At 35.1% G+C, this 25,111-nt stretch carries 22 protein-coding genes; 2 read left to right on the top strand and 20 right to left on the bottom strand.

The window, feature by feature from the left end:
- Positions 1-15: 15 nt before the first annotated feature.
- The 14 genes from ligA to EXD82_RS01435 form a co-directional block, all read right to left on the bottom strand.
- Positions 16-2,052 (bottom strand): NAD-dependent DNA ligase LigA, encoded by a 2,037-nt coding sequence (gene ligA / locus EXD82_RS01500; protein ID WP_142535153.1) that lies wholly within the window; start codon positions 2,050-2,052, stop codon positions 16-18.
- Positions 2,053-2,223: 171 nt separating this feature from the next.
- Positions 2,224-3,978: an NADH-dependent [FeFe] hydrogenase, group A6 gene (locus EXD82_RS01495; protein ID WP_142535152.1), complete on the bottom strand. Its 1,755-nt coding sequence runs from the start codon at positions 3,976-3,978 to the stop codon at positions 2,224-2,226.
- Positions 3,972-5,807, bottom strand: a complete 1,836-nt coding sequence (locus EXD82_RS01490) for an NAD(P)-binding protein (protein ID WP_142535151.1) — start codon at positions 5,805-5,807, stop codon at positions 3,972-3,974. Before EXD82_RS01490 ends, EXD82_RS01495 begins: the two co-directional genes overlap by 7 nt.
- Before the next feature lie 352 nt (positions 5,808-6,159).
- Positions 6,160-7,095 carry a phosphoglycerate dehydrogenase gene (locus EXD82_RS01485; protein WP_142535150.1) on the bottom strand — a complete coding sequence of 312 codons (936 nt, stop codon included), beginning with the start codon at positions 7,093-7,095 and terminating at the stop codon, positions 6,160-6,162.
- A 101-nt stretch (positions 7,096-7,196) separates the two neighbouring features.
- Positions 7,197-8,456, bottom strand: coding sequence for a D-alanyl-D-alanine carboxypeptidase family protein (locus tag EXD82_RS01480; RefSeq protein WP_142535149.1), 1,260 nt, complete (start codon positions 8,454-8,456; stop codon positions 7,197-7,199).
- A gap of 89 nt (positions 8,457-8,545) precedes the next feature.
- The gene (locus EXD82_RS01475) at positions 8,546-9,040 is read right to left on the bottom strand and encodes a nitroreductase family protein (RefSeq protein WP_142535148.1); all 495 of its coding nucleotides are present in this window, start codon (positions 9,038-9,040) and stop codon (positions 8,546-8,548) included.
- Between the two features lie 19 nt (positions 9,041-9,059).
- On the bottom strand, positions 9,060-9,329 hold the full coding sequence (locus EXD82_RS10465; RefSeq protein WP_281282218.1) for a YitT family protein: 270 nt from the start codon (positions 9,327-9,329) through the stop codon (positions 9,060-9,062).
- Between the two features lie 43 nt (positions 9,330-9,372).
- Positions 9,373-9,675: a YitT family protein gene (locus EXD82_RS10460; RefSeq protein WP_174919126.1), complete on the bottom strand. Its 303-nt coding sequence runs from the start codon at positions 9,673-9,675 to the stop codon at positions 9,373-9,375.
- 129 nt (positions 9,676-9,804) lie between these two features.
- Complete coding sequence (locus EXD82_RS01460) at positions 9,805-11,025, bottom strand: NAD(P)/FAD-dependent oxidoreductase (protein ID WP_142535145.1); 1,221 nt, start codon at positions 11,023-11,025, stop codon at positions 9,805-9,807.
- Between the two features lie 3 nt (positions 11,026-11,028).
- Entirely contained in the window at positions 11,029-11,475 is a 447-nt protein-coding gene (locus EXD82_RS01455) for a 4Fe-4S dicluster domain-containing protein (RefSeq protein ID WP_142535144.1), read from the bottom strand.
- Between the two features lie 12 nt (positions 11,476-11,487).
- Positions 11,488-13,371 carry an anaerobic carbon-monoxide dehydrogenase catalytic subunit gene (gene cooS / locus EXD82_RS01450; protein WP_142535143.1) on the bottom strand — a complete coding sequence of 628 codons (1,884 nt, stop codon included), beginning with the start codon at positions 13,369-13,371 and terminating at the stop codon, positions 11,488-11,490.
- A gap of 103 nt (positions 13,372-13,474) precedes the next feature.
- Positions 13,475-13,870, bottom strand: a complete 396-nt coding sequence (locus tag EXD82_RS01445) for an RrF2 family transcriptional regulator (protein ID WP_142535142.1) — start codon at positions 13,868-13,870, stop codon at positions 13,475-13,477.
- A gap of 234 nt (positions 13,871-14,104) precedes the next feature.
- Positions 14,105-14,785, bottom strand: coding sequence for a fructose-6-phosphate aldolase (locus EXD82_RS01440; RefSeq protein WP_142535141.1), 681 nt, complete (start codon positions 14,783-14,785; stop codon positions 14,105-14,107).
- A 61-nt stretch (positions 14,786-14,846) separates the two neighbouring features.
- Positions 14,847-17,258, bottom strand: a complete 2,412-nt coding sequence (locus EXD82_RS01435) for a glycyl radical protein (protein WP_142535140.1) — start codon at positions 17,256-17,258, stop codon at positions 14,847-14,849.
- A 230-nt stretch (positions 17,259-17,488) separates the two neighbouring features.
- On the opposite strand from EXD82_RS01435, the gene EXD82_RS01430 reads away from it, so the two are divergent.
- Positions 17,489-18,385, top strand: coding sequence for a glycyl-radical enzyme activating protein (locus EXD82_RS01430; RefSeq protein WP_142535139.1), 897 nt, complete (start codon positions 17,489-17,491; stop codon positions 18,383-18,385).
- A 110-nt stretch (positions 18,386-18,495) separates the two neighbouring features.
- Here the strand turns inward: EXD82_RS01430 and catA are convergent, their stop codons facing one another.
- The 6 genes from catA to udp all read right to left on the bottom strand — a co-directional run bounded on the left by catA (position 18,496) and on the right by udp (position 24,090).
- The gene (gene catA / locus EXD82_RS01425; protein WP_142535138.1) at positions 18,496-19,131 is read right to left on the bottom strand and encodes a type A chloramphenicol O-acetyltransferase; all 636 of its coding nucleotides are present in this window, start codon (positions 19,129-19,131) and stop codon (positions 18,496-18,498) included.
- A gap of 18 nt (positions 19,132-19,149) precedes the next feature.
- Positions 19,150-19,893 carry a DeoR/GlpR family DNA-binding transcription regulator gene (locus EXD82_RS01420; RefSeq protein WP_142535137.1) on the bottom strand — a complete coding sequence of 248 codons (744 nt, stop codon included), beginning with the start codon at positions 19,891-19,893 and terminating at the stop codon, positions 19,150-19,152.
- A gap of 214 nt (positions 19,894-20,107) precedes the next feature.
- A complete protein-coding gene (gene deoC, locus EXD82_RS01415; protein WP_142535136.1) occupies positions 20,108-20,776 on the bottom strand; it encodes a deoxyribose-phosphate aldolase in 669 nt (222 codons plus the stop codon).
- A gap of 17 nt (positions 20,777-20,793) precedes the next feature.
- A complete protein-coding gene (locus EXD82_RS01410; protein ID WP_142535135.1) occupies positions 20,794-21,981 on the bottom strand; it encodes a phosphopentomutase in 1,188 nt (395 codons plus the stop codon).
- A 113-nt stretch (positions 21,982-22,094) separates the two neighbouring features.
- The gene (locus EXD82_RS01405; protein ID WP_142535134.1) at positions 22,095-23,297 is read right to left on the bottom strand and encodes a NupC/NupG family nucleoside CNT transporter; all 1,203 of its coding nucleotides are present in this window, start codon (positions 23,295-23,297) and stop codon (positions 22,095-22,097) included.
- A 10-nt stretch (positions 23,298-23,307) separates the two neighbouring features.
- Complete coding sequence (gene udp / locus EXD82_RS01400; RefSeq protein ID WP_142535133.1) at positions 23,308-24,090, bottom strand: uridine phosphorylase; 783 nt, start codon at positions 24,088-24,090, stop codon at positions 23,308-23,310.
- Between the two features lie 287 nt (positions 24,091-24,377).
- Here udp and EXD82_RS01395 point away from each other — a divergent pair, with 287 nt between their 5' ends.
- Positions 24,378-25,094: a GntR family transcriptional regulator gene (locus tag EXD82_RS01395; RefSeq protein ID WP_246081983.1), complete on the top strand. Its 717-nt coding sequence runs from the start codon at positions 24,378-24,380 to the stop codon at positions 25,092-25,094.
- Positions 25,095-25,111: the final 17 nt, after the last annotated feature.

The following is a 25,111-nucleotide window of genomic DNA, read 5'->3' as shown; positions in this document are numbered from 1 at the left end:
CAGTTATACAATATATTATTTTTCAAGCATTTCTTCTACTTCTTCTTTTGTATTGCATCCTATAAGTTTCATAAACATATCTTCGTCTATTACTTTGATTCCAAGGTCGTTTGCCTTTGTAAGTTTTGAGCCGGCCTCTTCCCCTGCAAGTACAAAAGTAGTTGATTTGCTTACACTTCCAGTTGCCTTTCCACCCCTTAGTTCTATCATTTCTTTTGCATCATTTCTCTTCATCGTAGGCAGAGTTCCCGTAAGCACTATTTTCATCTTTTCAAATATATTTGGAATATCTGCTCCCTTATCTTCTTCTGATTTCATATTTACTCCGGCTTCTCTAAGTCTTTCTATAACAGCAAGGTTCTGTTCCTCTCTGAAAAATCTCACCACACTGTCAGACATTATGCTTCCAAATTCTTCAAGAGACTGAAGCTTTTCAGAATCCGCCTTTATTATTTCATCTATACTGTCAAATGCTGATGCAAGTATCTTTGCACCTTTTGTACCTACAAATCTTATTCCAAGTCCGTTTATAAGTCTCCAAAGTTCATTTTCCTTTGATTTTTCTATGGCTTTTATAAGATTGTCCGCAGATTTTTCACCCATTCTCTCCAGTGGTATTATCTGCTCTTTTTTCAGATAGTATATATCCGCTATATTTTTGATAAGACCCTCATTCAGAAGAAGTGTTATAACAGATTCTCCCATACCATCTATATCCATGGCTTCTCTTGATACAAAGTGTATCATTCCCCTTCTTATCTGAGCAGGACAAGATATATTTATACACTTGACCGCTGCTTCACCTTCAAGTCTTACAGTAGGCTCTCCACATGCCGGACATTTTTCAGGCATAGAAAATTCAACTTCTTCACCATTTCTGTCCTCTTTTACAACTTCTACTATCTGAGGTATTATATCTCCGGCCTTCTGAACTATTACATGGTCATGAAGCATTATTCCCTTTTCTTTTATAAAATCCTCATTGTGAAGTGTAGCTCTACTTACTGTTGTTCCGGCAAGTCTTACAGGTTCAAGTATCGCTGTAGGTGTTATTGTTCCGGTTCTTCCTACCTCGACTTCTATATCAAGTATCTTGCTTTTCTTTCTCTCTGCAGGGAATTTATACGCAATTGCCCAGCGAGGACTTTTTGCGGTGCTTCCCATAACTTTTCTTTTTTCAAGATCGTTTACTTTTACAACCATTCCGTCTATGTCAAATGCAAGATTTTCTCTGTTATCCGTCCAGTAGTATATGAAATCTATTACCTCGTCTATACTTTTACATACTTTGTAGTTTTCGCTTACAGAAAATCCCAGAGATTTAAGATATTCAAGCGACTGACTGTGAGTCTTCATATCCTCTAACTCATCCATATTTTCAAGGTTAAATACAAATATATCGAGAGGTCTTTTTGCAGTAAGCTTTGAGTCAAGCTGTCTTAAAGAACCCGCTGCAAGGTTTCTCGGATTTGCAAATGTCTGCATTTCATGTTCTTCCTGATATGCGTTTATCTTTTCAAAGTTTTCCTTTGAAATATAGACTTCTCCTCTTACTATTATCTCCCTATTGTCGTTTATTTTCAGAGGAACGCTCTTTATAGTCATTGCATTTTTTGATATATCCTCTCCTGTTATACCGTTACCTCTTGTTGCCGCTCTTACAAATTCACCATTTTCATAAGTTATTCCAACAGATAATCCATCTATCTTAAATTCAACGACGTACTCAGAATCCTCACCTGTCATCTCTCTTACTCTTCTATCAAAGTCCTTCAGTTCTTCTGCCGAATACGCATTTGATAAACTCAGCATTGGTGTTCTATGGTCTACCTGTTCAAAACTACTGAGTGCAGTTCCTCCGACTCTGTTTGATGGGGAGTCAATTCTCTTGAATTCAGGGTTCTCCGCTTCAAGTTTTATAAGTTCTCTCATCATCATATCGTATTCATAGTCAGATATTTCAGGACTATCCTGATTGTAGTATTTTTCGCTGTGATAGTTCAGCTTGTCTATAAGGCTGTCTATCTCCTGTTTTATTTTATCTTTATCCATAATATTCTCTCCTGGTGTCATCTTTATTCTTTTACATAACTATTATATCTTTTTTTATACCCTTTTTCACATTTTTGTATTCTGATTTTATCTTTTATATTATTATAAATAAAAATCTCTGGCTCATTTATAAGCCAGAGATTTATTGTTCAAAATAAAGCTATGTTATTTTTATACCTCATCTTCCATAAAAGGAGATAGTGGCATATCCCACGAATCGTGGTCTGTATGTAAAAGTTTATGTGCCTTGTGAGATAATGGCGCCTCTAAATATTCTTCGTATATTTTTGTTATAGAAGGATTTTCATGAGAGAATCTTATCTCAGACATCTGATCAAGTTCGTAAAGTTTATCTACTCTCTTTTCAGTATATTTTTCCTCTTTATCAGCTATAGGCTGACCTCCACCGCCTGAACATCCTCCAGGACATGCCATTACTTCTACAAAGTCGTACTCAACTGTACCTGCTTCGATTGCCTTTATAAGTTTGTCCGCATTTCCAAGTCCACTTACAACAGCAGTTCTAACTTTTATTCCCGCTATATCTATAGTAGATTCTTTCCATCCGTCCATACCTCTTACTTCTTTGAATGCGTCAGGCTTTGGATTTTTTCCTGTTACAAGGAAGTGTGCAGATCTAAGAGCCGCTTCCATAACTCCACCTGTAGCTCCAAATATTACACCTGCTCCTGTACCTATTCCAAGAGGCATATCAAATCCCTCTTCTTTAAGCATGTGTACATTTATGTGTTCTGATCTTATCATTCTGTCTATTTCTCTTGTAGTAAGAACAACGTCAACATCTTTTTCAGCCTTTGAATCGTTTATTGTAGGTATATCGCATTCATGTTTTTTAGCTATACAAGGCATAACTGATATTGAGAATATCTTATCCGGATCCACTCCAAGTATATCAGCATAATATGTTTTTGCTACAGCACCAAACATCTGCTGAGGTGATTTTGCTGTAGAAAGCTGATCTACTATTTCAGGATAATGAGACTTTGCATATCTTACCCAACCTGGACAGCATGATGTGTACATTGGGAATTTATTATTTTCTTTATCTTTAAGTTTTTCTATAAACTCGCTTCCCTCTTCCATTATTGTAAGGTCTGCTGAGAATGTTGTATCGAATATATAGTCAAATCCCATTTTTCTAAGTGCTGAAACAAGTCTTTTTACTGTAGCTTTTTCTCTGTCAAGACCAAGAGTTTCTCCCCATGCAGCTCTTACTGCAGGAGCTATCTGTATAACTGTTATCTTGTCAGGATCTGCAAGTGCATCAAATACCTTGTCCACATCGTCTCTTTCTCTAAGAGCTCCAACTGGACAATGAGTTATACACTGACCACAAAGTGCACAGTCTGATTCCTCTATTTTTCTGTTAAGAGATACGTCTACTTCTGTTCTTGCTCCTGTATTTGATACGTCCCATATGCTTACATTCTGTATTTTTTCACATACCTGAACACATCTCATGCATTTTATACATTTTGTATAATCCTTTATAAGCGGGAACGCTTTGTTCCAAGATCTTTTCTTTATCTTTCTTTCAAAAGGAAGTTCAACTATTCCAAGATTATTTGATATAGTCTGAAGTTCACAGTTTCCGCTTCTTACACATGTTGTACACTGGCTGTCGTGCTGTGAAAGTATAAGCTCTACATTTATCTTTCTTGCTTCTCTTACTTTAGGGCTGTTTGTATATATTACCATACCGTCTTCTACGACATTGTTGCATGAAGTTACAAGCGATTCATTTCCCTCAACTTCAACTACACATACTCTACATGCTCCTATTTCATTAAGATCCTTAAGATAGCATAGAGTTGGTATATTTATTCCGGCAGCAGCTGCTGCATCTATAAGTTTTGTCCCTTTTGGAACTTCTACATTTATTCCATCTACTGTTAATCTTACCATCTTGCAGCTCTACCTCCTTTGAATGAACCGTATCCGAATTTATCACATCTTAGACATCTTGAAGCTTCTCTCTTAGCTCCTTCACATGTCATTCCAAGTTCAACTTCTTCAAAATCAAGTTTTCTTTCACCTGCTGGTCTTTCTGTAACATTTACTCTACCGCATGCAACCTTGTCTTCAAGTCTTACATTTGGAATTTCAACGTCACAGCTTATCAGATGATTATATCCTAAGTAGTTGTCTATATTGGCAGCTGCAACTTTTCCTGCTGCTATAGCCTTTATAACTGTTGCAGGACCTGTTACACAGTCTCCTCCTGCAAATATACCAGGAAGCTCTTCAACCTCACTGCTTGATAAAGCCTCAAGAACTCCTCTTTTTACTGGTATACCAAAGTCTTCGAAAGGCTTGTACTCTATACCCTGGCCTATGGCAACTACAACTATATCACATTCAATTCTTTTTTCTGGAAGATCAGCATTTTCTGGTCTAGGTCTTCCCCAAGAATCCATTTTTCCTATTATCTGTGGCTGAGTCCAAAGTGCTGTTACATTTCCTTCTTCATCACTTTCAACTCTCTTTGGAGCCTGTAGTGTTATAAGTTCGCATCCTTCTGCTTCTGCTCCTTCAACTTCTTCTGCAATTGCAGTCATATCCTCTTTTCTTCTTCTGTATACTATCTTAACGTCTTTTGCTCCAAGTCTTATTGAAGATCTTGCGGCGTCCATTGCAACGTTTCCTCCACCGATTACTGCAACGGTTTTTCCAGTGAAGTCAGGATAATTTCCAAGTCCTATATTATGAAGCATTTCAACAGCTGAAACAACACCGTTGCTCTCTTCACCTTCCATACCTATTTTTCTATCAAGCTGTGCACCGATAGATATGTACATAGCATCGTATTCTTTTTTAAGTTCTTTTATACTTATATCTTTTCCTACTGCTACACCGTATTTTACTTCAACTCCAGTTGAAAGTATTGCATCTATATCTTTTGAAAGACTTTCCTCTGGAAGACGATAGTTTGGTATTCCAAAGTGAAGCATTCCTCCAAGTTTATGTTCTTTTTCATATACTACAGCTTTATGTCCCATTAAAGATAGATAATATGCAGCACTAAGTCCACCAGGACCTCCACCTATTATTGCAACTTTCTTTCCTGTAGAAGGTGCATTTTCCGGAACAGGAACTTCTCCTGCCATATCAACTGCAAATCTCTTAAGTCCTCTTATATTTATAGAGTCATCTATCATATTTCTTCTACATCTGGCCTCACAAGGATGCTCACATATAAGAGCACATGCTGTTGGGAAAGGATTGTCCTTTCTTATAAGTCTTATTGCATCTTTATATCTTCCTTCTCTTATAAGTGCAATATATCCCGGAACATCCACTCCTGCAGGACATAGTGCAACACAAGGAACAGGCTGCTCAAGACTGCAAAGGCATCTTCCATTTTCTATATGTTCTATATAATCGTCCTTGAATCCCTGAACCCCTTTTAATACCATGTGAGCTGCCTCATATCCTATAGCACAGTCAGCAGACTGCATTATAACTTTGGCAGTTCTTTCTATATTGTCTATTATACTAAGGTCAGCATCTCCATCAAGAACCTCTGTAATCATACTTTTAAGCTGATCAAGTCCAACCCTGCATGGTACACATTTACCACAAGTCTGTGAGTGACATAGATTCAGAAAAGATAAAGACAGGTCCACAGGACATAGTCCTGGAGGGCTGGCTACTATTCTTCTCTCCACATCCTTATACAGACTTTCTACAACTACCTGGGCACTATCTGGTGTTGATATTCTAAGTCTACTCATAATTATTCCCCCAATACAAAACAAAATGTTTAAATTTTCAGATATTATAAATTATACATTCATTCTATCATATTTTTATGCATAGGAAAACATTTATTTTGCATGAATTTAATTTTTTTACGAAATATAAAAAATTTGTATTGTTCAGCAATTATACTCTTTAGGTTAATAAAGCTTCGTTATTATTATAATTTTTTTTTATTAATTTAGAATTTCATTTGTTAATTTTTTATTTTAATATTTGCTGTTTTTTATATATTTAAAATATATTTTTAGTTTAACTTAATAATTTAAATACAACGATATTTTGGTATCATTTTGACGGTATTATTGACATATATCTTTTATATTATTAATACCCTTTTTTTAGCTGTAACATAGTGGCTGGTTTTCCTGTTTCTATATAGCTTTTTAAATTTGAATATACATTTTTAAACAGCCTTTCATTATTTCCTTCTGACACCCATGAATTATGTGGAGTTATTATCACATTCTCCATATTCCATAAAGGACTATCCTTATAAAGAGGCTCTTCCTCAAATACATCAAGCACAACCCCTCTGAATTTTGGAGCGTATTTTTCTATGGCTTTTGTATCTACAAGACTTCCCCTTCCTGCATTTACAAAAACAGCGCCTTCTTTCATAAGTTCAAATCTTTTTTCATTCATCATTCTGTAGGTTTTCTTTGTTGATGGCATAAGCCCAACTACAATATCACATTTTCCGATTATGCCATCGAGTTCCTCTGTTTTGAAGCACCTATCAAAATAGTCTATATTTCTTCCATCGGTATTTAATCCCCATACCTCTACATCAAAAGCTTTCAGTCTCTTTGCTGTTTCTTTTCCGATATCTCCTGTTCCCATTATAAGTGCTCTCTTTCCACTGAGTTCAAGCATATTCATTTCATACTTCCATATTTTTTCGGACTGCATTTTTCTAAGTGAAAATACATTTTTATAGCATTCAAGTATCCCCATCAGAATATATTCAGCAATCGGTATACTATATCCCCCTTTATTATTAGAAAGAATTATACCTCTCTCTTCAAAGTATTCTTTGGGAATATGATCAAATCCTACACTCGCAAGTTGTACAAATTTAAGATTTTTCATCCTTGTATAGTCGATTTTGTCGGTATTATAGTATATATAAGCGACTTCTACACTATCTGTTTCCTCTGTATTTTTCAAGATTCTGTCGTCATGAAATACTATTTCATATCCAAGATCCTCTATCATCTTCATTTTTTCATCGTCAAATTTTCTTGTCATAAGAAGTTTCATAAAAATCCTCCATTCACAACGTATAAATTTTTATCCAGCAATAAATATTTTATATTAATTATATTTAAAAGGAGCACCCTGTTTCAGGATGCTCCATATTTCTAAAATACAACTACAGAGTATGGAAGTTCCTTTTTCTCATCAGTCTTATCCATATTTACTGCTCTCATTACCTTTTTGGCAAATAAGTTTAATCTCGATAATATAGATATACTTCCAAGATCTGAGCTTACTAAATCAACTGAACTTATTACATCTCCGTATTCATCTATATATTCAAGTTCTGCCACTACAGTGTTTTCATTTATACTTCCATCTATTTTTTTGTATTTTACTTTTTCAGTATATTCCTCATTGTCCTTTATAACTGCACAACAATCATCTTTTGCCTGAAGGCTTATATTCTGAAGTTCGTCTATATCCTCTATACATCCTGAAGCTACATTATCACCTTTTTTACATATTTTTTCTGTATGATAATTTTCCCCAAGTTTATAAAGTGCTGTTGCTGATTTTACTCTATCTTCCTTGCACCAGTTTCCCATGACAACACCTATCATTCTATTCTCTGGTACATCCTCTCCCTTGCTGGACATTTTGTTTGTAAATACAAGGCAGTATCCTGCAAGATCTGTGTATCCTGTTTTAAGTCCATCCACATTTGGATATACTATAAGCGGATTTGTATTGTAATAATTGAAATCTCTGCTGGAATCTTTATCCATTCTTTTTGATGTTATTTCTATTGTTTCCTCTTCATAATCATCAAGAAGAGCTATAGCCATTTTTGATATATCTCTTGCACTTGAATGATTCTGTTTTGGCGGAGTTCCTTCAGGTTTACTCCAATCGTATATAGGAAGTCCATTAGGATTTATAAAGTATGTATTCTTCATTCCTATTTTCTTCGCCTTCTCATTCATCCTATCCACAAATGCATCAACATCTCCATTACATACATGCGATGCTATTGCTATTGCTCCGTCATTTGCTGAAACAAGCATAAGTCCTTTCAGTAATTCTATAAATTTTACTTTTTCTCCCTCTTTAAGGTGCATAGTAGAACCACTTACTTTAAGCATATCCTTTGTTATTGTTACCAGATCATTTTCTTTTACCTCTCCTGCTGCAAGTGCATCCTGAGCTACATAAAAAGTCATAACCTTACTTATACTTGCAAGAGGTACCGACTCATCAGCATCCTTTTCAGTTATCACTCTTCCTGTAAGCTGATCCACAAGTATAGAGTTTTTGGAATATATTTCGGCAACTCCTTTTTCCTTGTACTGAGCATACGAAACAGGCATTGTAAGTGATATTATCAACATCAGTGATATTATCAGTCCTGATATCTTCTTCAAAAAACCTCCTCCTTCTCGGACATATTAGAATAAATTCCCGTCATACTGAATATTTTACTATAATTTATATATATTGTCTTTTATAATATCTATTTTATATAATGTACTCTTGATATATCAAATCTATCTTTCTGAAGCTGTTCTTTTTCAGGGTATCCACATGATACAAGAGCAAATGCTCTTAAATTTTCCGGCATATCAAGTACAGACTCGACATATTTCATTCTTTCCTCTATAGGAGCAATACCTATCCATACAGCTCCCAGACCAAGATTATCTATTTCAAGAAGCATATTCTCTGTACATGCAGCACAGTCTATTTCTCTGTATTCAGCTCTTATTGAATCATTTCTGTAACATACAACAAATGTAACTGCTGATTTTTCAACCATTTTTGAATACTGACTTGCCTCAGAAAGTTTTTTAAGCATTTCTTTTTCTGTTACAACATAAAATTCCCATGGCTGCTGATTCACTGCTGATGGTGAAGCCATAGCCGCTCTCAGTATTTTTTCTATTTTTTCATCCTCAACCGGTTTTTCAAGGTAACTTCTTACACTTGTTCTGTGAAATATACTATTCATAATAATCACTCCTTTATAATTATTTATTTTCATTAATAGAAAGCCCACCTCTGTATTTAAGGGCAAGCTTTAGAGTAAATGACTGTACAACAGTAAAAAAAATACCACATATAACAGAAACTATACCAAAACTTATAAGACCTATAAGAAGAACTGTTACATTTATGATACCCATTGTAACCGCGACATCCATCCACTCGAATTTCCTTTTTAATATAAGTGCCAGTACATCAAATCCAATCGCTGTTGATTCTGCTGAAAGACACATATAGTATCCTGTTCCTACAATGACTCCTCCAAAAAGAGCTGATATAATAGGGTTTGTATGAATTTCAATACCTGTTTTTCTCAGTAAAGTAAAAAATCATATATGCAATACAACTTAAAATACTTCCGCTGAAGAACTGCTTTCCCAGAAATAATCCATAAAGTAAAAGCAAAATAACGGTTATGGTGTTAGTATATATAGTTATATTAACGTCAGCCATGTTTGACAATATCATGGAAAAACTCGTAACCCCTCCATTTACTATCTCATTTGGAACAGTTATAAAAGCATAAGCAGATGTTATAAGGAGATTTCCAACTATAATTTTAACTATTCTTTTGTAATCCAAATACTTATCGCTGGACATAATTGCCTCCTGTTTATATTTCTGTATATTCATTATATCAGATATGTATATTATAACATTGTTTCTCTTTTGTATGATTCATAATAAATCAAAAATCCGGTGAAATTTTCACCGGATTTACGAAATCTATTATATATTCCAGACGTACTTGCCTCTTTCTCCTGTTCCATAAAAATCGGCAAAGCTAAGACTGAAAATATTTTTATCTATATTGCTGAGATCTATCTCATTTTTAATTATATACTGCCATATACCAGAATTTGAAATATCTCCCTGAAGAAGTATTCCCTTAAGCTTTCCATCCTTCAGGACAGCTCTTTTATAATTTTTCATATCCTCCTGCTCTAAAACAGTATCTCCCTCTTCTTCTTTTATATTTCCAAGACATAGACTTACAAGTCCAAAGAAGTTTATAGTATTTTTCATTGCAAATCTATCTTCGTATTTTTCACATCCACCTGCCATATTTACAGCAGCTGTTTTTCCCTGTTTCATTGCATTTGGCCATATTCCAGAAAGTCCGGCAACATCTCCTGCAGCATATACATCATCTACATTGGTTTTCATAAAGTCGTCTACTTTAATTCCTCTTTCAACTTCTATACCGCTTTCATTTAGAAATTCAACCGCTGGTCTTACACCTGCTGCAACTATAATCATATCGCAGTCTACACTTTCTCCTGTATCAAATGAAACAGAGTGTATTTTTCCATCTTCCATACACTCAGCTTTTTCAGCTCGGCATCCAAGATAGAATTTTGCACCGGCTTTTTCAAATAACTTCTGATATTCAGCTGCTGCATGCGGATTAAGCTGCATAGGAAGTATAGATGGAGCCATCTCTACTATAGTTACATTCTTCCCTCTTTCAAGAAGTCCATATGCCGCATCAAGTCCTACAAGTCCAGATCCTACTATAAGTATATTTTCTGATTCATCCGCCATCTTATCTATTGCCTGCGCATCGTGAAGGTGTCTAAGTCCAAATACATTTGAGGCTTTTCTGAAATCTCCAACTGGAGGTATAAAACTGTTTGCTCCTGTTGCAATTAAAAGTTTGTCGTACTCTACTGTATCTCCGTCTGTAGTGTAGACTTCTTTTTTATTTGTATCTATATTTTTTATAGGGGATTTTATCCATTTTATTGCATTCTTTTCGAAGAAGTTCTCATCTGCAAAATTAAGTGATTTCTCATCTCTTTCATGAGATATATACTTGTGCAGCATACAGCGAGAATGAACGTATTTATCCTCAGAAATCATCACTATTTCGCATTTATCGTCAATATTTCTAAGTTCTTCAGCTGCAGTTATTCCAGCTGCTCCCACTCCTATTATCACATATTTCATCGCCTACACCTCCTCTACATGAATAGCTTTTTTAGGGCATGATTTTACACAGCTTGGCTCTCCACCATGCTCTATACAGAAATCACATTTGATAACTTTTGTTCTTGTAACCCTGTCTGGCTTTAATACTCCAAACGGACAGTTCATTACACACATAAAACATGAACCGCATCTTTTCTCATCGTATGTAACAAGTCCTGTTTCTTTATCTTTTTTAAGAGCACCACTCATACAGGACATTACACACTCGGGCTGATCACAGTGTCTACAGAATACAGGTCTGTAGTTTCCGTCCTTATCCTTGTATATAAAGTTTCTGGATTCATTTTCAGGATCCAGAAGATTAAGAGTGTATATATCTCCCTCGTCCTTTCTATGAGCCTGCATACATGCAACTGAGCAATTTTTGCATCCATCACATTTTTCGTATTCAACTATTATTCTTTTCATATGGCAGCCCTCCTATATGTTAAGTTCTGCACGTTTTTCAAGTATTATATTTTCAAGTATATCCGCAGTCTCAACCGCATCAGGATTTATTATAACCTGTCCACCTGTAAGCTGTTTCATATCTTCAGTAAGTAGCTTCACAGCGACATCACTTCCTGTAACAAATGGCGGAAGTCCAAGGTGAAGGGGAAGTCCAAGCGCAAGTCCAAAGCATCCATCTGCAAGTGCCTGTTCCTCAAGCCACTGAGCTGCAGAAAGTACAAGTGGAAGCTGTGGAAGGTCTACTCCTATCTCCTCAGCAAGTTCAGTTGCAACTATTTCAAGTCTTCCTATTGCAAGACATGGTCCAAAGTTAAGTACTGGTGGTATTCCAAGCTTTTTGCACACTGCCTTCAGTTTAGGTCCTGCAAGTTCCGCTGCCTCTGGAGTCATAAGTCCGCAGTTTTCAATTCCTCCAGATGAACATCCTGCTGTAAGTACTATTATATCCTTTGCTATAAGCTGTTTTACAAGCTCAACAGTAAGAACATCGTGTCCACCAGCTGTAAGGTTTGAACATCCTACAACTCCTGCAACACCTTTTATATCACCTGAAACTATAAGATCTACAAGAGGTTTCCAGTTTCCGCCAAGGAAGTTTTTAAGAGATCCTTCACTTACACCTGTAAGTGTATTCTCATATCCGTGGTCTTCCATAAGATTAAGAGGAACATCTCCTCTTCTTGAAGTATATGAATCTATAACCATATCTATTATTTCCTCAGATACTTCTTCTCTATTTTCAAAATCAAATACTTTAAGTTCCGCATTTGCTTTCTTTGCGACATCGTCAATACATATCTGTTTTATTTTAAGTTCATCACATATAGGTTCTATTCCAGGTAGAGTACAGTTAAACTCTGATATAACAGCATCTATTGCTCCAGTTGCAAGTATAGCCTCACTTGTGTAATTGTTTCCCGCGTGTCCATCGAATATATCCTCATAATGAGCTCCTCTAAGCTGAAGATCCTGACCAACGCATGTACATCCTACAAGTTTGAATCCTTTTGCACCTGCTTTTTTTGCTTTTTCAACTATATCATCTTCTGTAAGTCTCTTCTGAAGATATGTAAACATCGAATGCTGATGTCCTGTTATCATTATATTTATATACTCAGGATCCACTACTCTCATACCTACTGGAGCCATTCTTATTTCAGGTTCTCCAAGTACTATATCGTTTAGTAGATTCGTAAGTGTAAGTCCGTATATTCCTGTAGAAATTCCAAGTTTCAGACAGTCTTTAAGCATATCTACAGGATCTGAGTTAAGGTTTGTTGAACATTTTACAACACCATGACATATCTCAGATTTTGCTCCACCGGGAAGAATACCAAGTTCCTTCCAGTTTTTGAATCTAGGAGCATAAGACATTTTCTCAACAAGTTCCATTTTTTCATACTCAGGAAGATATAAATCCTTAAGTACAGCATCTGCAACTTTTTCAGCTCTTATATATTTATCTTCTTCTGATATTCCAAAAATATCTGCCAGTCTATTAAGTGCATTTTCACCCTTTATTTCTCCTCTTTTCTGGGCTACATCCTTTACATTTCTTGCTGTATTTTCTACAACATGTATGTAGCATCCAGATCCAGAAGCAACTGCTCTAAGGAAGTTTCTTGCCACTATTGTATCTGCTGTAGCTCCACATATACCTCTCGGAGCTTCCGGAGTTATACGGCAAGGTCCATTTGAACAGAGTCTGCAGCATACTCCCTGAAGACCAAATCCACATTTTGTGCTCTGACTCTCAACTCTATGATGAGAAGTTTCAAACGGAAGACCTTTTATATATCCCTCTAAAGGTTTATCCGCACTTTTACATGTATTGCATCCGTAACAATGATTCATATTTTTTCCTCCTGAAAAATGGATTTTTATAAAAAAGTAGATGTATTTAGTCCACTTTAATCTTAAAATTCAGCCTATACATAAGTACAAGCCAAATCCTCTCTTATTGACCAAATATTTCACTCAGAGTTTTTCTTTTAAGAAGTTCTTCTACCTCTCTTTGTATAGATACAAGTTCTTTATGAACACAACAACGTCCATTATTTCCATTTCGGCTGCAGAATCCATTTATACACTGCATAACAGCAAAATCAGGCTCTACAGATGAAACTATATCATATAGATTCATACTTTCTGTATCTTTTGCAAGGCTGTATCCACCGGCTGCACCTCTTTTTATGTTTACAATGCCGGCTTTTGCAAGTTTTTTTATTATCTTGTATGCAAACGCCTCAGGTAATTCCTCCTTCTCACAAATCTCTCTGATTGTCAGTTTATCTACATTATTAAGCGCTCTAACTATTCTTATCGCATAGTCGCTTTCCTTTGTAAATAACATTTTCATCACCTACTTTATGTCTTAATATTATCAAAACTTGATAAATTTTGTCAAGTATATAGTTATTTTTTTAACTAAAATTATAAAGTCTATTTATCGCAAAATATTTTTATCTCCTTTCAAATATTATGATAATCTATTACGCAATGCAGCAGTCAATATGTTTAACAAAAAAACACAGTACAAATCTATAAGAAATGTACTGTGTTATATTTTTAACATTATAATTTGCCTCTATAATTCGCAGATTCCTTTTCCTTCTCCGTACATTGAATACCAGTCTTTATTGAAATCATCAACTGCTTTTTCTATATTAGGATTTGCGAATATCTGTTTTAAAACTGCAACTGGAGCTGTTATTGAATGAGCACCGTAGTTGAATGAATCCCTTACCTGCTGAACTCCTTTGAATGAAGCTGCTACAATCTTACAGTCATATCCATCAACAGCTATTCTATCAGAAAGAGCTGATATAAGATCCATTGGATCTGCTCCAAGGTTTCCTATTCTGTTTACATATGGAGCTATATAATCAGCACCTGCTGCAAGTGCCATATATGCCTGCATAAGGTCGTATACTGCTGTTGCTGTAACTTTTATTCCTTCTGCCTTAAGTGCTTTTATAGCTTTAACTCCTTCATATGAAACAGGAACTTTTATATATACTTCATTGTCTATTTCTTCAAGTATTCTGTGAGCCTCTTTTATTATTCCTTCCGCGTCCTTTGCTATTACCTGAACATGAAGGCTTCTTTCTTTTCCTATTATGTTTCTTATCTCTCTCATATGGTCAAAGAAGTTTTCTGGTGAAGTAGCCTTTACTATTGAAGGGTTACTTGTAACTCCCACTATAGGCATATACTCTACTGCATCTCTTATTTCGTCAAGGTTTACTGTATCAACTATGAATTCCATTTTTTAATATCTCCTTTTGCAATTACTTTTATATTATAAATTTATTTTTATTATTAGTTTTTTATAAAGTCTGTTCAGTTCTTCCTATTATATCATCCTGAGTAGCTTTTGATAATGCATTGAAGAATGCTGAATATCCTGCAACCCTTACTATAAGGTCTCTGTGTTTTTCAGGATGTTTCTGTGCATCTATCAGAGTTTCTCTTGAAACAACATTGTACTGAACGTGGTATCCATCAAGTCTGTTGAAGAATGTTCTTATCATCATTTCAAGCTTATCTCTGTTTTCTTCACTTGCTAACATCTGAGGTGTAACCTTCTGGTTAAGAAGAACTCCCCCTGTTATCTCGTGTGTAGGAAGTTTTGATACTGATTTGAATACTGAAGTAGGTCCTTTCTTGTCACAGTTGTGAGCTGGCGAACATCCTTCAGCTAGAGGTGTACGTGCATTACGTCCATCAGGAGTTGCCATTGTTCCAAATCCCTGTCCTACGTTGGCAGATATACTTGATGTACCTGCATATCTTATACCACCTATTGGTCCTCTTCCATAACGAGTGTTAGGATATTTTTTCATTTCATCTATATATGAATTGTATACCTCTACAACAAGATTATCAACATAATCGTTGTCGTTTCCGTATTTTGGAGCATCGTTTATAAGCATGTACTGTATTTTTTTGTTTTCTTCACTTGTGAAGTCATCTTCCATAGCATTGAAAAGCTGCTCTGGAGTGATTTTCTTTTCTTCGAATACAAGTTTTTTGATTGCTGCAAGGCTGTCTGCCATATTTGCTATCCCCACCTGAAGTCCTGATATGAAGTCGTATACCGCTCCACCTTCTTTTATAGTCTTACCTCTACCTATACAGTCTTCAGTAAGTGCTGAACAAAGAACGTCCGGAACATCCCTTTCAAGTGCAAGGTCTATAGCATTTTCAACTATTACACTCATACGAGTAAGCTCTCTCATAACTTTATCTATAGCTGCCATAAGCTCATCAAATGATTTCATATCCTTGAAGTGTCCGCATCCCTCAACAAATCTCTTTCCTGTTGTTGGATCTATTCCGTCATTCATAACTATAAGAAGTATTCTAGGGAAATTCATGTAACTCATTCCTGTACATCTGTATCCCCATTTTCCAGGAACTGCAGTCTCAACGCATCCTATAGCCGAATAGTTGTATGCATCCTCTTCTTTTACACCTTTTTCTATAAATGAAGGTATTATGACCTCATCTGAGTTAAAAGCAGGCATTCCTGTTCCAAGCTTCATTACCTCGATTGCCTCATCTAAAAATTCCTTTGGCATATTTCTGTGATATCTTACTGTAAGGTTTGGCTGTGGAAGTCTTGTCTGTGCAACTGATTTAAGTACAAGGTATGAAAGTTCATTTGTAGCGTCTTTTTTATCTGTAGTCTGTCCGCCTATTGTAACGTTCTGATACATTGGGCTTCCTGCACTACTGAAAGTATGAGACTGACTTCTTACTTTGTTTATTGTAAGAGTTTTTATCCATAGATTTGTAAGTATTTCAACTACCTCATCATCAGTTATAAGTCCATTATCTACATCGTGCTTGTAGTATGGATATATATACTGGTCAAATCTTCCGTATGAAAGTGAATGTCCATTTGATTCTATCTGAAGTATAAGCTGTATAAACCAAGTAGACTGAACTGCCTCATGGAATGTTTCTGCCGGTTCATATGGAACCTTTGCACATATACGGCTTATTTCAAGAAGTTCCTCTTTTCTCTTTCCTGTTTCCTTTTCAGCAAGTTCAAGGGCAAGTTTTGAGAAACGATCTGCATAAGTCTTAACAGCATCTATTACTATAAGTACAGCTTTGTAGAACTGATACTTGTCTATACTTTCAGGTTTGCAAAGGTCAAGTTCTGATTTAAGTTTTTTTACTCTCTCCTCATATCCTTTAAGTCCTTTTTCAAGTACCTGCTGATAGTCAACTGCAAGATGTGCATCCCCTGAATTAAGTTTTCCTTCCATTCCAAAGAAACCTGTTTCCATATATACACTTACCTCATCAGGAAGAAGTGCTCCACCCTTACTTCTAAGGTTGTTATTTTCCCAGAAAGGTGCTATTGATCTAATATCCTCTTTTGTCTGTTCAGTTATGTAGAATACATCACCATCACGTTTTTCAAATAAATCAAGTTCGTTTAGTACGAATTCAAGTGTATATTCAGGGAATATAGGAGCATCTTTATTTGATTTAGCCTGGTTTCCTACTATAAGAGTTTCATCTTCTATATATATTGTCATCTTTTCAAGTATGTTCTTTAACATAAGTGCACGTTTCATAACAGGAGGCTGATTCTGATTTGCTTTGTATGCCTCTGTCGCAAGAAGTGCTCTCTCTGCACATATATAAGGTTTCTTATCAAGAACCTTTTCTCTATATTCATTCATCCTTGGTGTAAGGTCACCGAAATGTTCAACGTTTTTCATATTATTTTTCTCCTTCTTATTTCATTTGAAAGATATTTATATTTCATTTTATACTTATATTATATATTACCTCGTATGAAAGTCAATATATATTTCATAAAAAGACAGTTAAAGTTTCATTCGTAATTATTTTATTTTACATATTATATTCTATATGATATTATATCCTTAGAAATTATATCGTTATTTTATCCAATAATTGCAATCATATTATCAGGAGGAATTATATTATGAAAAAAGGAATCATATTTAATATACAGAAATTCAGCATTCATGACGGCCCGGGGATAAGAACCACAGTATTTTTAAAAGGATGTCCTCTTAGATGTGCATGGTGTTCAAATCCCGAATCTCAGATAGAGGATATACAGCTATTATACGATGAGAAAAAATGTGTTCATTGTCTGAGTTGTGTAAATACCTGTCCTGAATCTGCTATTTCTCACATAGATGGAAAAATATCAATAGATAATTCAAAATGTGTAAAATGCCTTAAATGCGTTGATAGCTGTATGAGCGATGCACTTTCTTATGAAGGTGAATACTCTTCAGTAGATGAAATCGTTGAAACATGTCTTCAGGATATTGATTTCTATGAAGAATCAGGTGGAGGGGTTACTATCTCTGGAGGAGAGGGAATGAGTCAGCCGGAATTTCTGAAGAATCTTATCTCTGAACTTCATAAACACAATATACATGTCGCTATAGAGACAACCGGATATATAGAAAAAGATACATTCAAAGAGCTTGCAGAAATGCTTGATCTTCTTCTTTTCGATGTTAAGCATTACGATTCCAACAAACATTTTGAAGGTACAGAAGTTCACAATGAGCTTATAATAGAAAATCTTAAATGGGCTATAGAAAACAAAATAGAGGTTCTTCCGAGAATACCTGTTATTCCTGGTTTCAACAATTCTATAGAAGATGCTGAAGGTCTATCAAAACTTCTTGTTTCAGTAGGTGCAAAAAAAGTTCAGCTTCTTCCATTCCATCAGTTCGGAGAGAAAAAATATGAACTTCTTGGAAGAGATTATAAACTGAAAAATATAAAGGCTCTTCAGAAAGAAGACCTTGAAGATTACAGACAGATTTTTGTAAGTAACGGACTTGAGTGCTTCTTTTAAAACTCACTAATATAGAATATATCCAATAAATCTTAATAATAAAAAGCTGTCATCGAACCTACAAAAGATTCATATGACAGCTTTTTATTATTATTAATTGTAATATGAAATTATATCCATTCAAATTTATTTATAAATTCCTGCAACTCATTTATAAACCTGGATACATGAAATCCATCACATACCGCATGATGAACCTGTACAGATATAGGCATGATATATTTTCCATCTTCAATGCAGTATTTTCCCATAGTAAATATCGGAAGAAGATAGTCATATCCTTTCTGAAGGTTTAGATTAAATCCCTCAAACGAAATCCATGGTATCATCGACACAGGAAAAGTATTTATCGGTGTACCCGGTTTCGCATTCATAGATGTAAAATTTCCGTAATTCTCTACATCTTCAATATAAAGTCTTTTGAACTCGCTGTAATCTTTTCTGTATTCAGTCCATATATTGGAAAACATCTCTGTTTCTTTGTTGAATACAGTGTAGCAGGGCATCATCTCGTCAAACACTCCTACTCTGCCATCCTCATCCAGTGATGTTCTGAATTCATCATATCTATTTACAATAGTTGAAATTGCATACAGCATGGCCGGATATATTTTTTCATTTCTGTTTTTTATATTTGATATATCCAGTTTTGCACTTATACTGTATGTGCATGGTATATTTTCTTTATAATGTCTGAAATACTCTTCTCTTTTCCAGTTATTTCTATCTATATACTCAAATTTCATATTATTCCCCTTTGTGCCCTATTTTATAACCTCAATATTTTTTTCTTTCAGATATTCCTCATATTCCGCCGGAATTCCATCGTCTGTGTATACCTTTGATATTCTCGATGTATCCAGAAGTCCAACCACACCTTTCTGACCAAACTTTCCAGAGTCCGCAACAACTATTACATTTGACGCCTGTTTTGCCATATCTCTTATAGCCTCACCACGCATATAGTCTCTTCCTGTGAAACCTGTTTCAAATGTAAATCCATCTATTCCTAAAAATAACTTGTCTACAAAGAATCCCTCTACACACTTTCTGACCATAGGTCCCACCATTACCTGGGATTCATTCTGATATTCTCCACCGAGAAGTACTATTTTTACCGTAGAATATTTTCTGATATAGTCAGCTATAAACGCCGAGTTTGTAATCATAGTAACATCTTTTTTGGTCTTTGCTATTTCAAGTGCCACAAGTGCACAGCATGAACCTGATTCTATTATTATAGTTTCTCCGTCTTTTATGGATTCTACAGCTCTTTTTGCAATTTCCTGTTTCGTTTCATAGTTATATGCAAGTCTTGTATTTATATCGTCACTGTTGTTCAAAGTCGCATATCCATGCTCTCTTACTACAGTTCCCATACTTTCAAGTGCTGCAAGATCCTTTCTTATTGTTACCTGAGATACACCAAGTACCTCTGAAAGCTTTGTAACTTCTATTTTTTTATATTTTGTAAGTAAATCCAGTATCTGTAAATGTCTTTTATTCATAATCATTTCCTCGTTATATAAGTTTCATTATAAATAAAAATATAGCATAATATAGTTTCGAATACAAGTATATTAACTTTCGTTTGATGTGTTTTTAATATCATATTTCTTTAAACAATATAACAATATACATATTATCAACTGTTATAAAAACATATAAAAAGAACCCTGTATAAAACAGAGTTCTTTAAATTATCTTCTACAAAGTATATTTTTAATATCCAGATATGTTGCTTTCGTTTTTCATTATTTTTACAAGTCTGCTTGTACCTAATCTGTCTGCTCCAAGTTCCATAAACTTCTCAGCATCATCAAAAGATGAAATTCCACCGGCAGCTTTTATTTTTACATTCTCTCCTACATGCTTTTTCATTAAAGCTATATCATCAAATGTAGCTCCTCCTGTAGAGAATCCTGTAGATGTTTTTATATATTCTGCTCCAGACTCTGTTACAACTCTGCACATTTCTATCTTCTCCTCTTCAGTAAGAAGACAAGTTTCTATTATAACTTTAAGTATTTTTCCATCACATGCTTCATGTATTTTCTTTATTTCTTCTTTTATTTCGTCAAATTTTCCGTCTTTCACATCTCCTATATTTATTACCATATCTATCTCAGATGCTCCGTTTTCTACAGCATTTTTTGCTTCAAATACCTTTACTTCTGTAGTACTGTATCCATTTGGGAACCCTATTACTGTACATATCGGCATTTTACCATCAGCATATTCAGCTGCTCTTTTTACAAATGATGCCGGTATACAGGCAGATGCCGCATTGTATTTTATACTGTCATCTATTACAGTTTTTATATCGTTCCACGTAGCTGCCTGTCCTAGTAATGTATGATCAACTGCTTTTAAAATATCTTCTCTTTTCATCTTCATTATCTCCTTTATTATATAAGTTTATCAAGTACAGAGTTTCCTATTGTTCCCTCTGGCATTTTTACATCAAAATTATCTGCTATTGTAGCTCCAATTACTGCAAATGTATCCTGCTCATCTATTTTTCCATGTCCTGACATAGATGGAGAATATGCTATAAATGGAACTTTTTCTCTTGTATGATCTGTTCCTGAATGTGTAGGATCATTTCCGTGATCTGCTGTTATTATAAGAAGGTCGTCCTCTTTCAGATTTTCCAGAAACTCTCCAAGTTTCACATCAAATTTTTCAAGTTCTTCTGCATATCCTTCAGGATTTCTTCTGTGTCCCCAAAGAGCATCAAAATCAACCAGATTTACATAGCAAAGCCCATTGAAGTCTCTTTTTGCAATTTCAATTGTCTGTTCCATTCCATGAACTGAGCTTTTTGATTTATTGCTTTCTGTAAGACCCTCTCCGTCAAAAATATCAAATATTTTTCCTACAGATATTACATCATATCCTGCTGTTTTAAGAGCATCAAGAGCTGTCTTTCCATATGGCTTAAGTGCGTAGTCATGTCTGTTTGCAGTTCTTTTGAACTCTCCTTTTTTTCTTCCCACATAAGGTCTGGCTATTATACGCCCTACTTTCCATTCGTCCTTCATTGTAATCTCTCTTGCTATCTCACAGCATCTATAAAGTTCTTCAAGACCGAAAGTTTCCTCATTTCCGCATATCTGAAGCACAGAGTCAGCAGAAGTATAAACTATCATATGTCCTGTAGCTATTTCCTCTTCTCCAAGTTCATCCAGTATTTCTGTTCCGCTTGCACTTTTATTTCCGATTATAGTCTTTCCTGTTCTTCTTGAAAGTTCATCTATAAGTTCTTTTGGAAATCCTGTTTCAGTAAAAGTTTTGAAAGGCTCTGTTATATGAAGTCCCATCATCTCCCAATGACCTGTCATCGTATCTTTTCCGTTGCTCATTTCTCTAAGTTTTGTGTAATATCCAAGTGGATTCTCTACAGGAGCAATATTTTTCAGATTATGCAGATTTGCCATTCCAAGTTTCTGAAGGTTTGGTATCTTCATATCCTTATTTGTTTCTGATATATGTCCAAGGGTATCGGCATTTTCGTCCCCGTATTTTGCTGCATCTTCAAGAGCACCAACTCCAAGTGAGTCTATTACTATTGTAAAAATTCTTCTGTATTTCATTGTATCTCCTCCAAGTCTTACTATCTTATGTCTATTTTATTATATTATATATCCTTTTAGACTTTTTTATACACACTCAGACCGCGAAAAAATCGCGGCCTGATTATTTTACATTAGAATAACATTACAAATCCTACTATCATGGCACTTAGTATACTTACAAGTACACCACCTATCATAGCTCTAACTACAAGTCTTGAAAGTACGTGTTTCTTTTCAGGGCAAAGAACTGCTATTCCTGAAACACATATACCAAGGCTGCTGACATTTGCAAATCCGCATAGAGATATTGCACATATCATAGCTGTTCTTGGATCAAGAGTACTTAAAGTTCCACCAAGACTTTCAAAAGCTATAAACTCGTTAAGTATAAGTTTTTTACCAAGAAGTGTAGCTTCCATAAATATATCTTTTCCATCAAGTCCCATAAGATATCCAAATGGTGCAAATACATATGAAAGTATCTGCTCAAGGCTAAGTCCTACAAAACCTAATATCTGGTTTACAGCGAAAACAAGCCCAACCATTGCAACAAGAGATGCTGCTATCGAAATAACCATCTGTATTCCTGTATTTGCACCTTCTGTTACGGCTTCAATTACATTTGTATTGCTTCCTTTGTTGTCCATTTTTACTTCTGCTATTTCGCTTACTGTTTCCGTCTGAGGAAGTATCATTTTTGCTATTATTATACTTCCTATAGGTACAAGAGCACTTGCTATAAGAAGGTAGTTCATCGGTATTCCAAGTGCTGCGTATCCTCCAAGTATTGAAACTGACATACTTCCCATACCAGATACCAGAACAACCATTATTTCACTGTCTGTCATTCTGTTCAGATATTTACTTACAAGTATTGGACTGTCTGTCTGCCCAAGGAACATATTTGCAACTGCTACAAATGATTCAACTTCTGTTGTTCCCATAAGTTTTCCAACTGCTTTTCCTATCCACTTTACAATAAACCCAAGTACTCCTATATAATATAGAAGACTTACAAGTGCAGAAAGGAATATTATATTACCAAGAACCTGTACTATAAATATAACACCTGTAGGAGCAGAACCATCTGCAAGACTTCCAAATACAAAGTCAAGACCTGCTTTACCACAGTTTATTACAGCTGTTACAGCATCCGATATCGCCGATACAATCTTTGTACCAATCGGTACTTTTACAAGTATTATCGCTATTACAAACTGTATTATTATCGCTTTTAAAACAAGTTTCCATTCTATATTCTTTTTATCCCATGATATAAGGGCTGTTATCGCTATTACAAGAAGGATTCCTATAAGGTTAAGTGCAAATTTCATGGACTACCTCCTATTTTCTTTCTTTATCTTCTTTTATAAGTTTTCTAAGTGCTTCAACTCCAACTTTTATAGCCGCTTCTGTATCGTGAACTATAGGATTTTCAAGTCCAAGAGCATCTCTTTCCTGATTTGCTACAACAAGGAATGTAGATCCACATCTAACTCCAAGATGGCTTGCCGCTATGAAAAGTGCTGCCGATTCCATTTCAGATGCCTTGCATCCAAGTCTTTTCCATGCTTCCCATTTATTCAGAAGTTCATAGCTTACAGGCATTCTTGCCGGTTCGTGCTGACCGTAGAATGCGTCTTTACACTGAACAACTCCGTGATGATGAGTGTATCCAAGATCTTTACATGACTGTACAAGTGCATTTGTCACATCAAGATCTGAAACTGCCGGATATTCTATTGGTGCGTACTCTTTACTTGTACCTTCCATACGAACTGCTCCTGTAGCTACAACTATATCTCCACCTTTTACATTTATGTCTATTCCACCACATGTACCAACACGTACAAATGTATCTGCTCCACAAAGTACAAGTTCCTCCATAGCTATAGAGGCTGATGGACCACCTATACCTGTTGATGTAACGCTGACTTTTTCTCCGTCAAGATATCCTGTATATGTAACATACTCTCTGCTGTCTGCAACAAGTTTTGCATCGTCAAAGTGACGAGCTATTTTCTCACATCTTTTTGGATCTCCCGGAAGTATTACATAACGTCCTACATCTCCCGGTCTTATCTGTAAATGATACTGTAAACCTACTTCTCCTGAATAATTCTGCATAATGATTACCTCCTAATTTATTTATATTTGTCTAATTACTTGTCTAATTTTTATTTCTGAAATAAGTATAGCATTAGACAGGTATAATTGCAACCGTTTTCTTTTTATTTTTTGTATATTTTTATGTATACAACTTGTCTATTTTTTATAATTCAGTTATTTCAATATTTTCGGAGTATATATCCTTCCAATTTATTTTTTGAATACATTTTCCTGTATAGTATTTGACATAGTAAATTATCACAAGTATAATAAATTTATCAGATTAATAGACAGGTATGGTGATTATGGATAAAAAAGAAAGCAAACTTAAATATGTAAGAGTATACGATGCTCTTTATGACAAGATAAAAGACGGAACTTATCCAAAGGGTTCACAGCTTCCCTCAGAAAATGTTCTTTCAGCTGAAATGAATATAAGTAGAATGACTCTAAGAAAGGCACTTACTCTACTTCAGGAGGATGGTCTTATCAAAAATATACAGGGTGTAGGAAATTTTGTAAAAAATAACACGGAAAAAATAGACAACTACGAAGAAAAAAATATACATCCTATATACAGTTATTGTACAGAAAAAATAGACAGCGTGGAATTTGAGTTCAGGATAGAGCCACCTACAAAGTCTATAATAGATGCAATGGACAACAGATATATGCCAGCCGTAGTAATAACAGACAGATGGTATAAATGCGGACCTGATACGGTCGCTTATACACTCAGCTTTGTTCCTATAGATGTAATTGCTGAGTCAAAGATAGATCTCAACGAAAAAGATCAGCTTCTTGAGTATCTGGAAAAAAGATGCTACAACGAAATGAAAACCTGCAAAAGAATCTGTTCACATTCATCTGCAGGAAACTTTTCAGCTATAAACTACAGGCTGTCCGAAGATGATTCGTTCCTTCTTGTATATGAAAATATAATTGATCAAAACAACAGAATTATAATAAACAACAAACATTATATCCCACTTAATCTTTTCAGAATAGAAATAGATTTATAACAAAACAGGAGCTATTG

It is taken from the genome of Peptacetobacter hominis, assembly GCF_006861675.1.
In the GTDB taxonomy this organism is placed as follows: domain Bacteria; phylum Bacillota; class Clostridia; order Peptostreptococcales; family Peptostreptococcaceae; genus Peptacetobacter; species Peptacetobacter hominis.
This window is presented reverse-complemented; position numbering and strand designations above follow the sequence as displayed.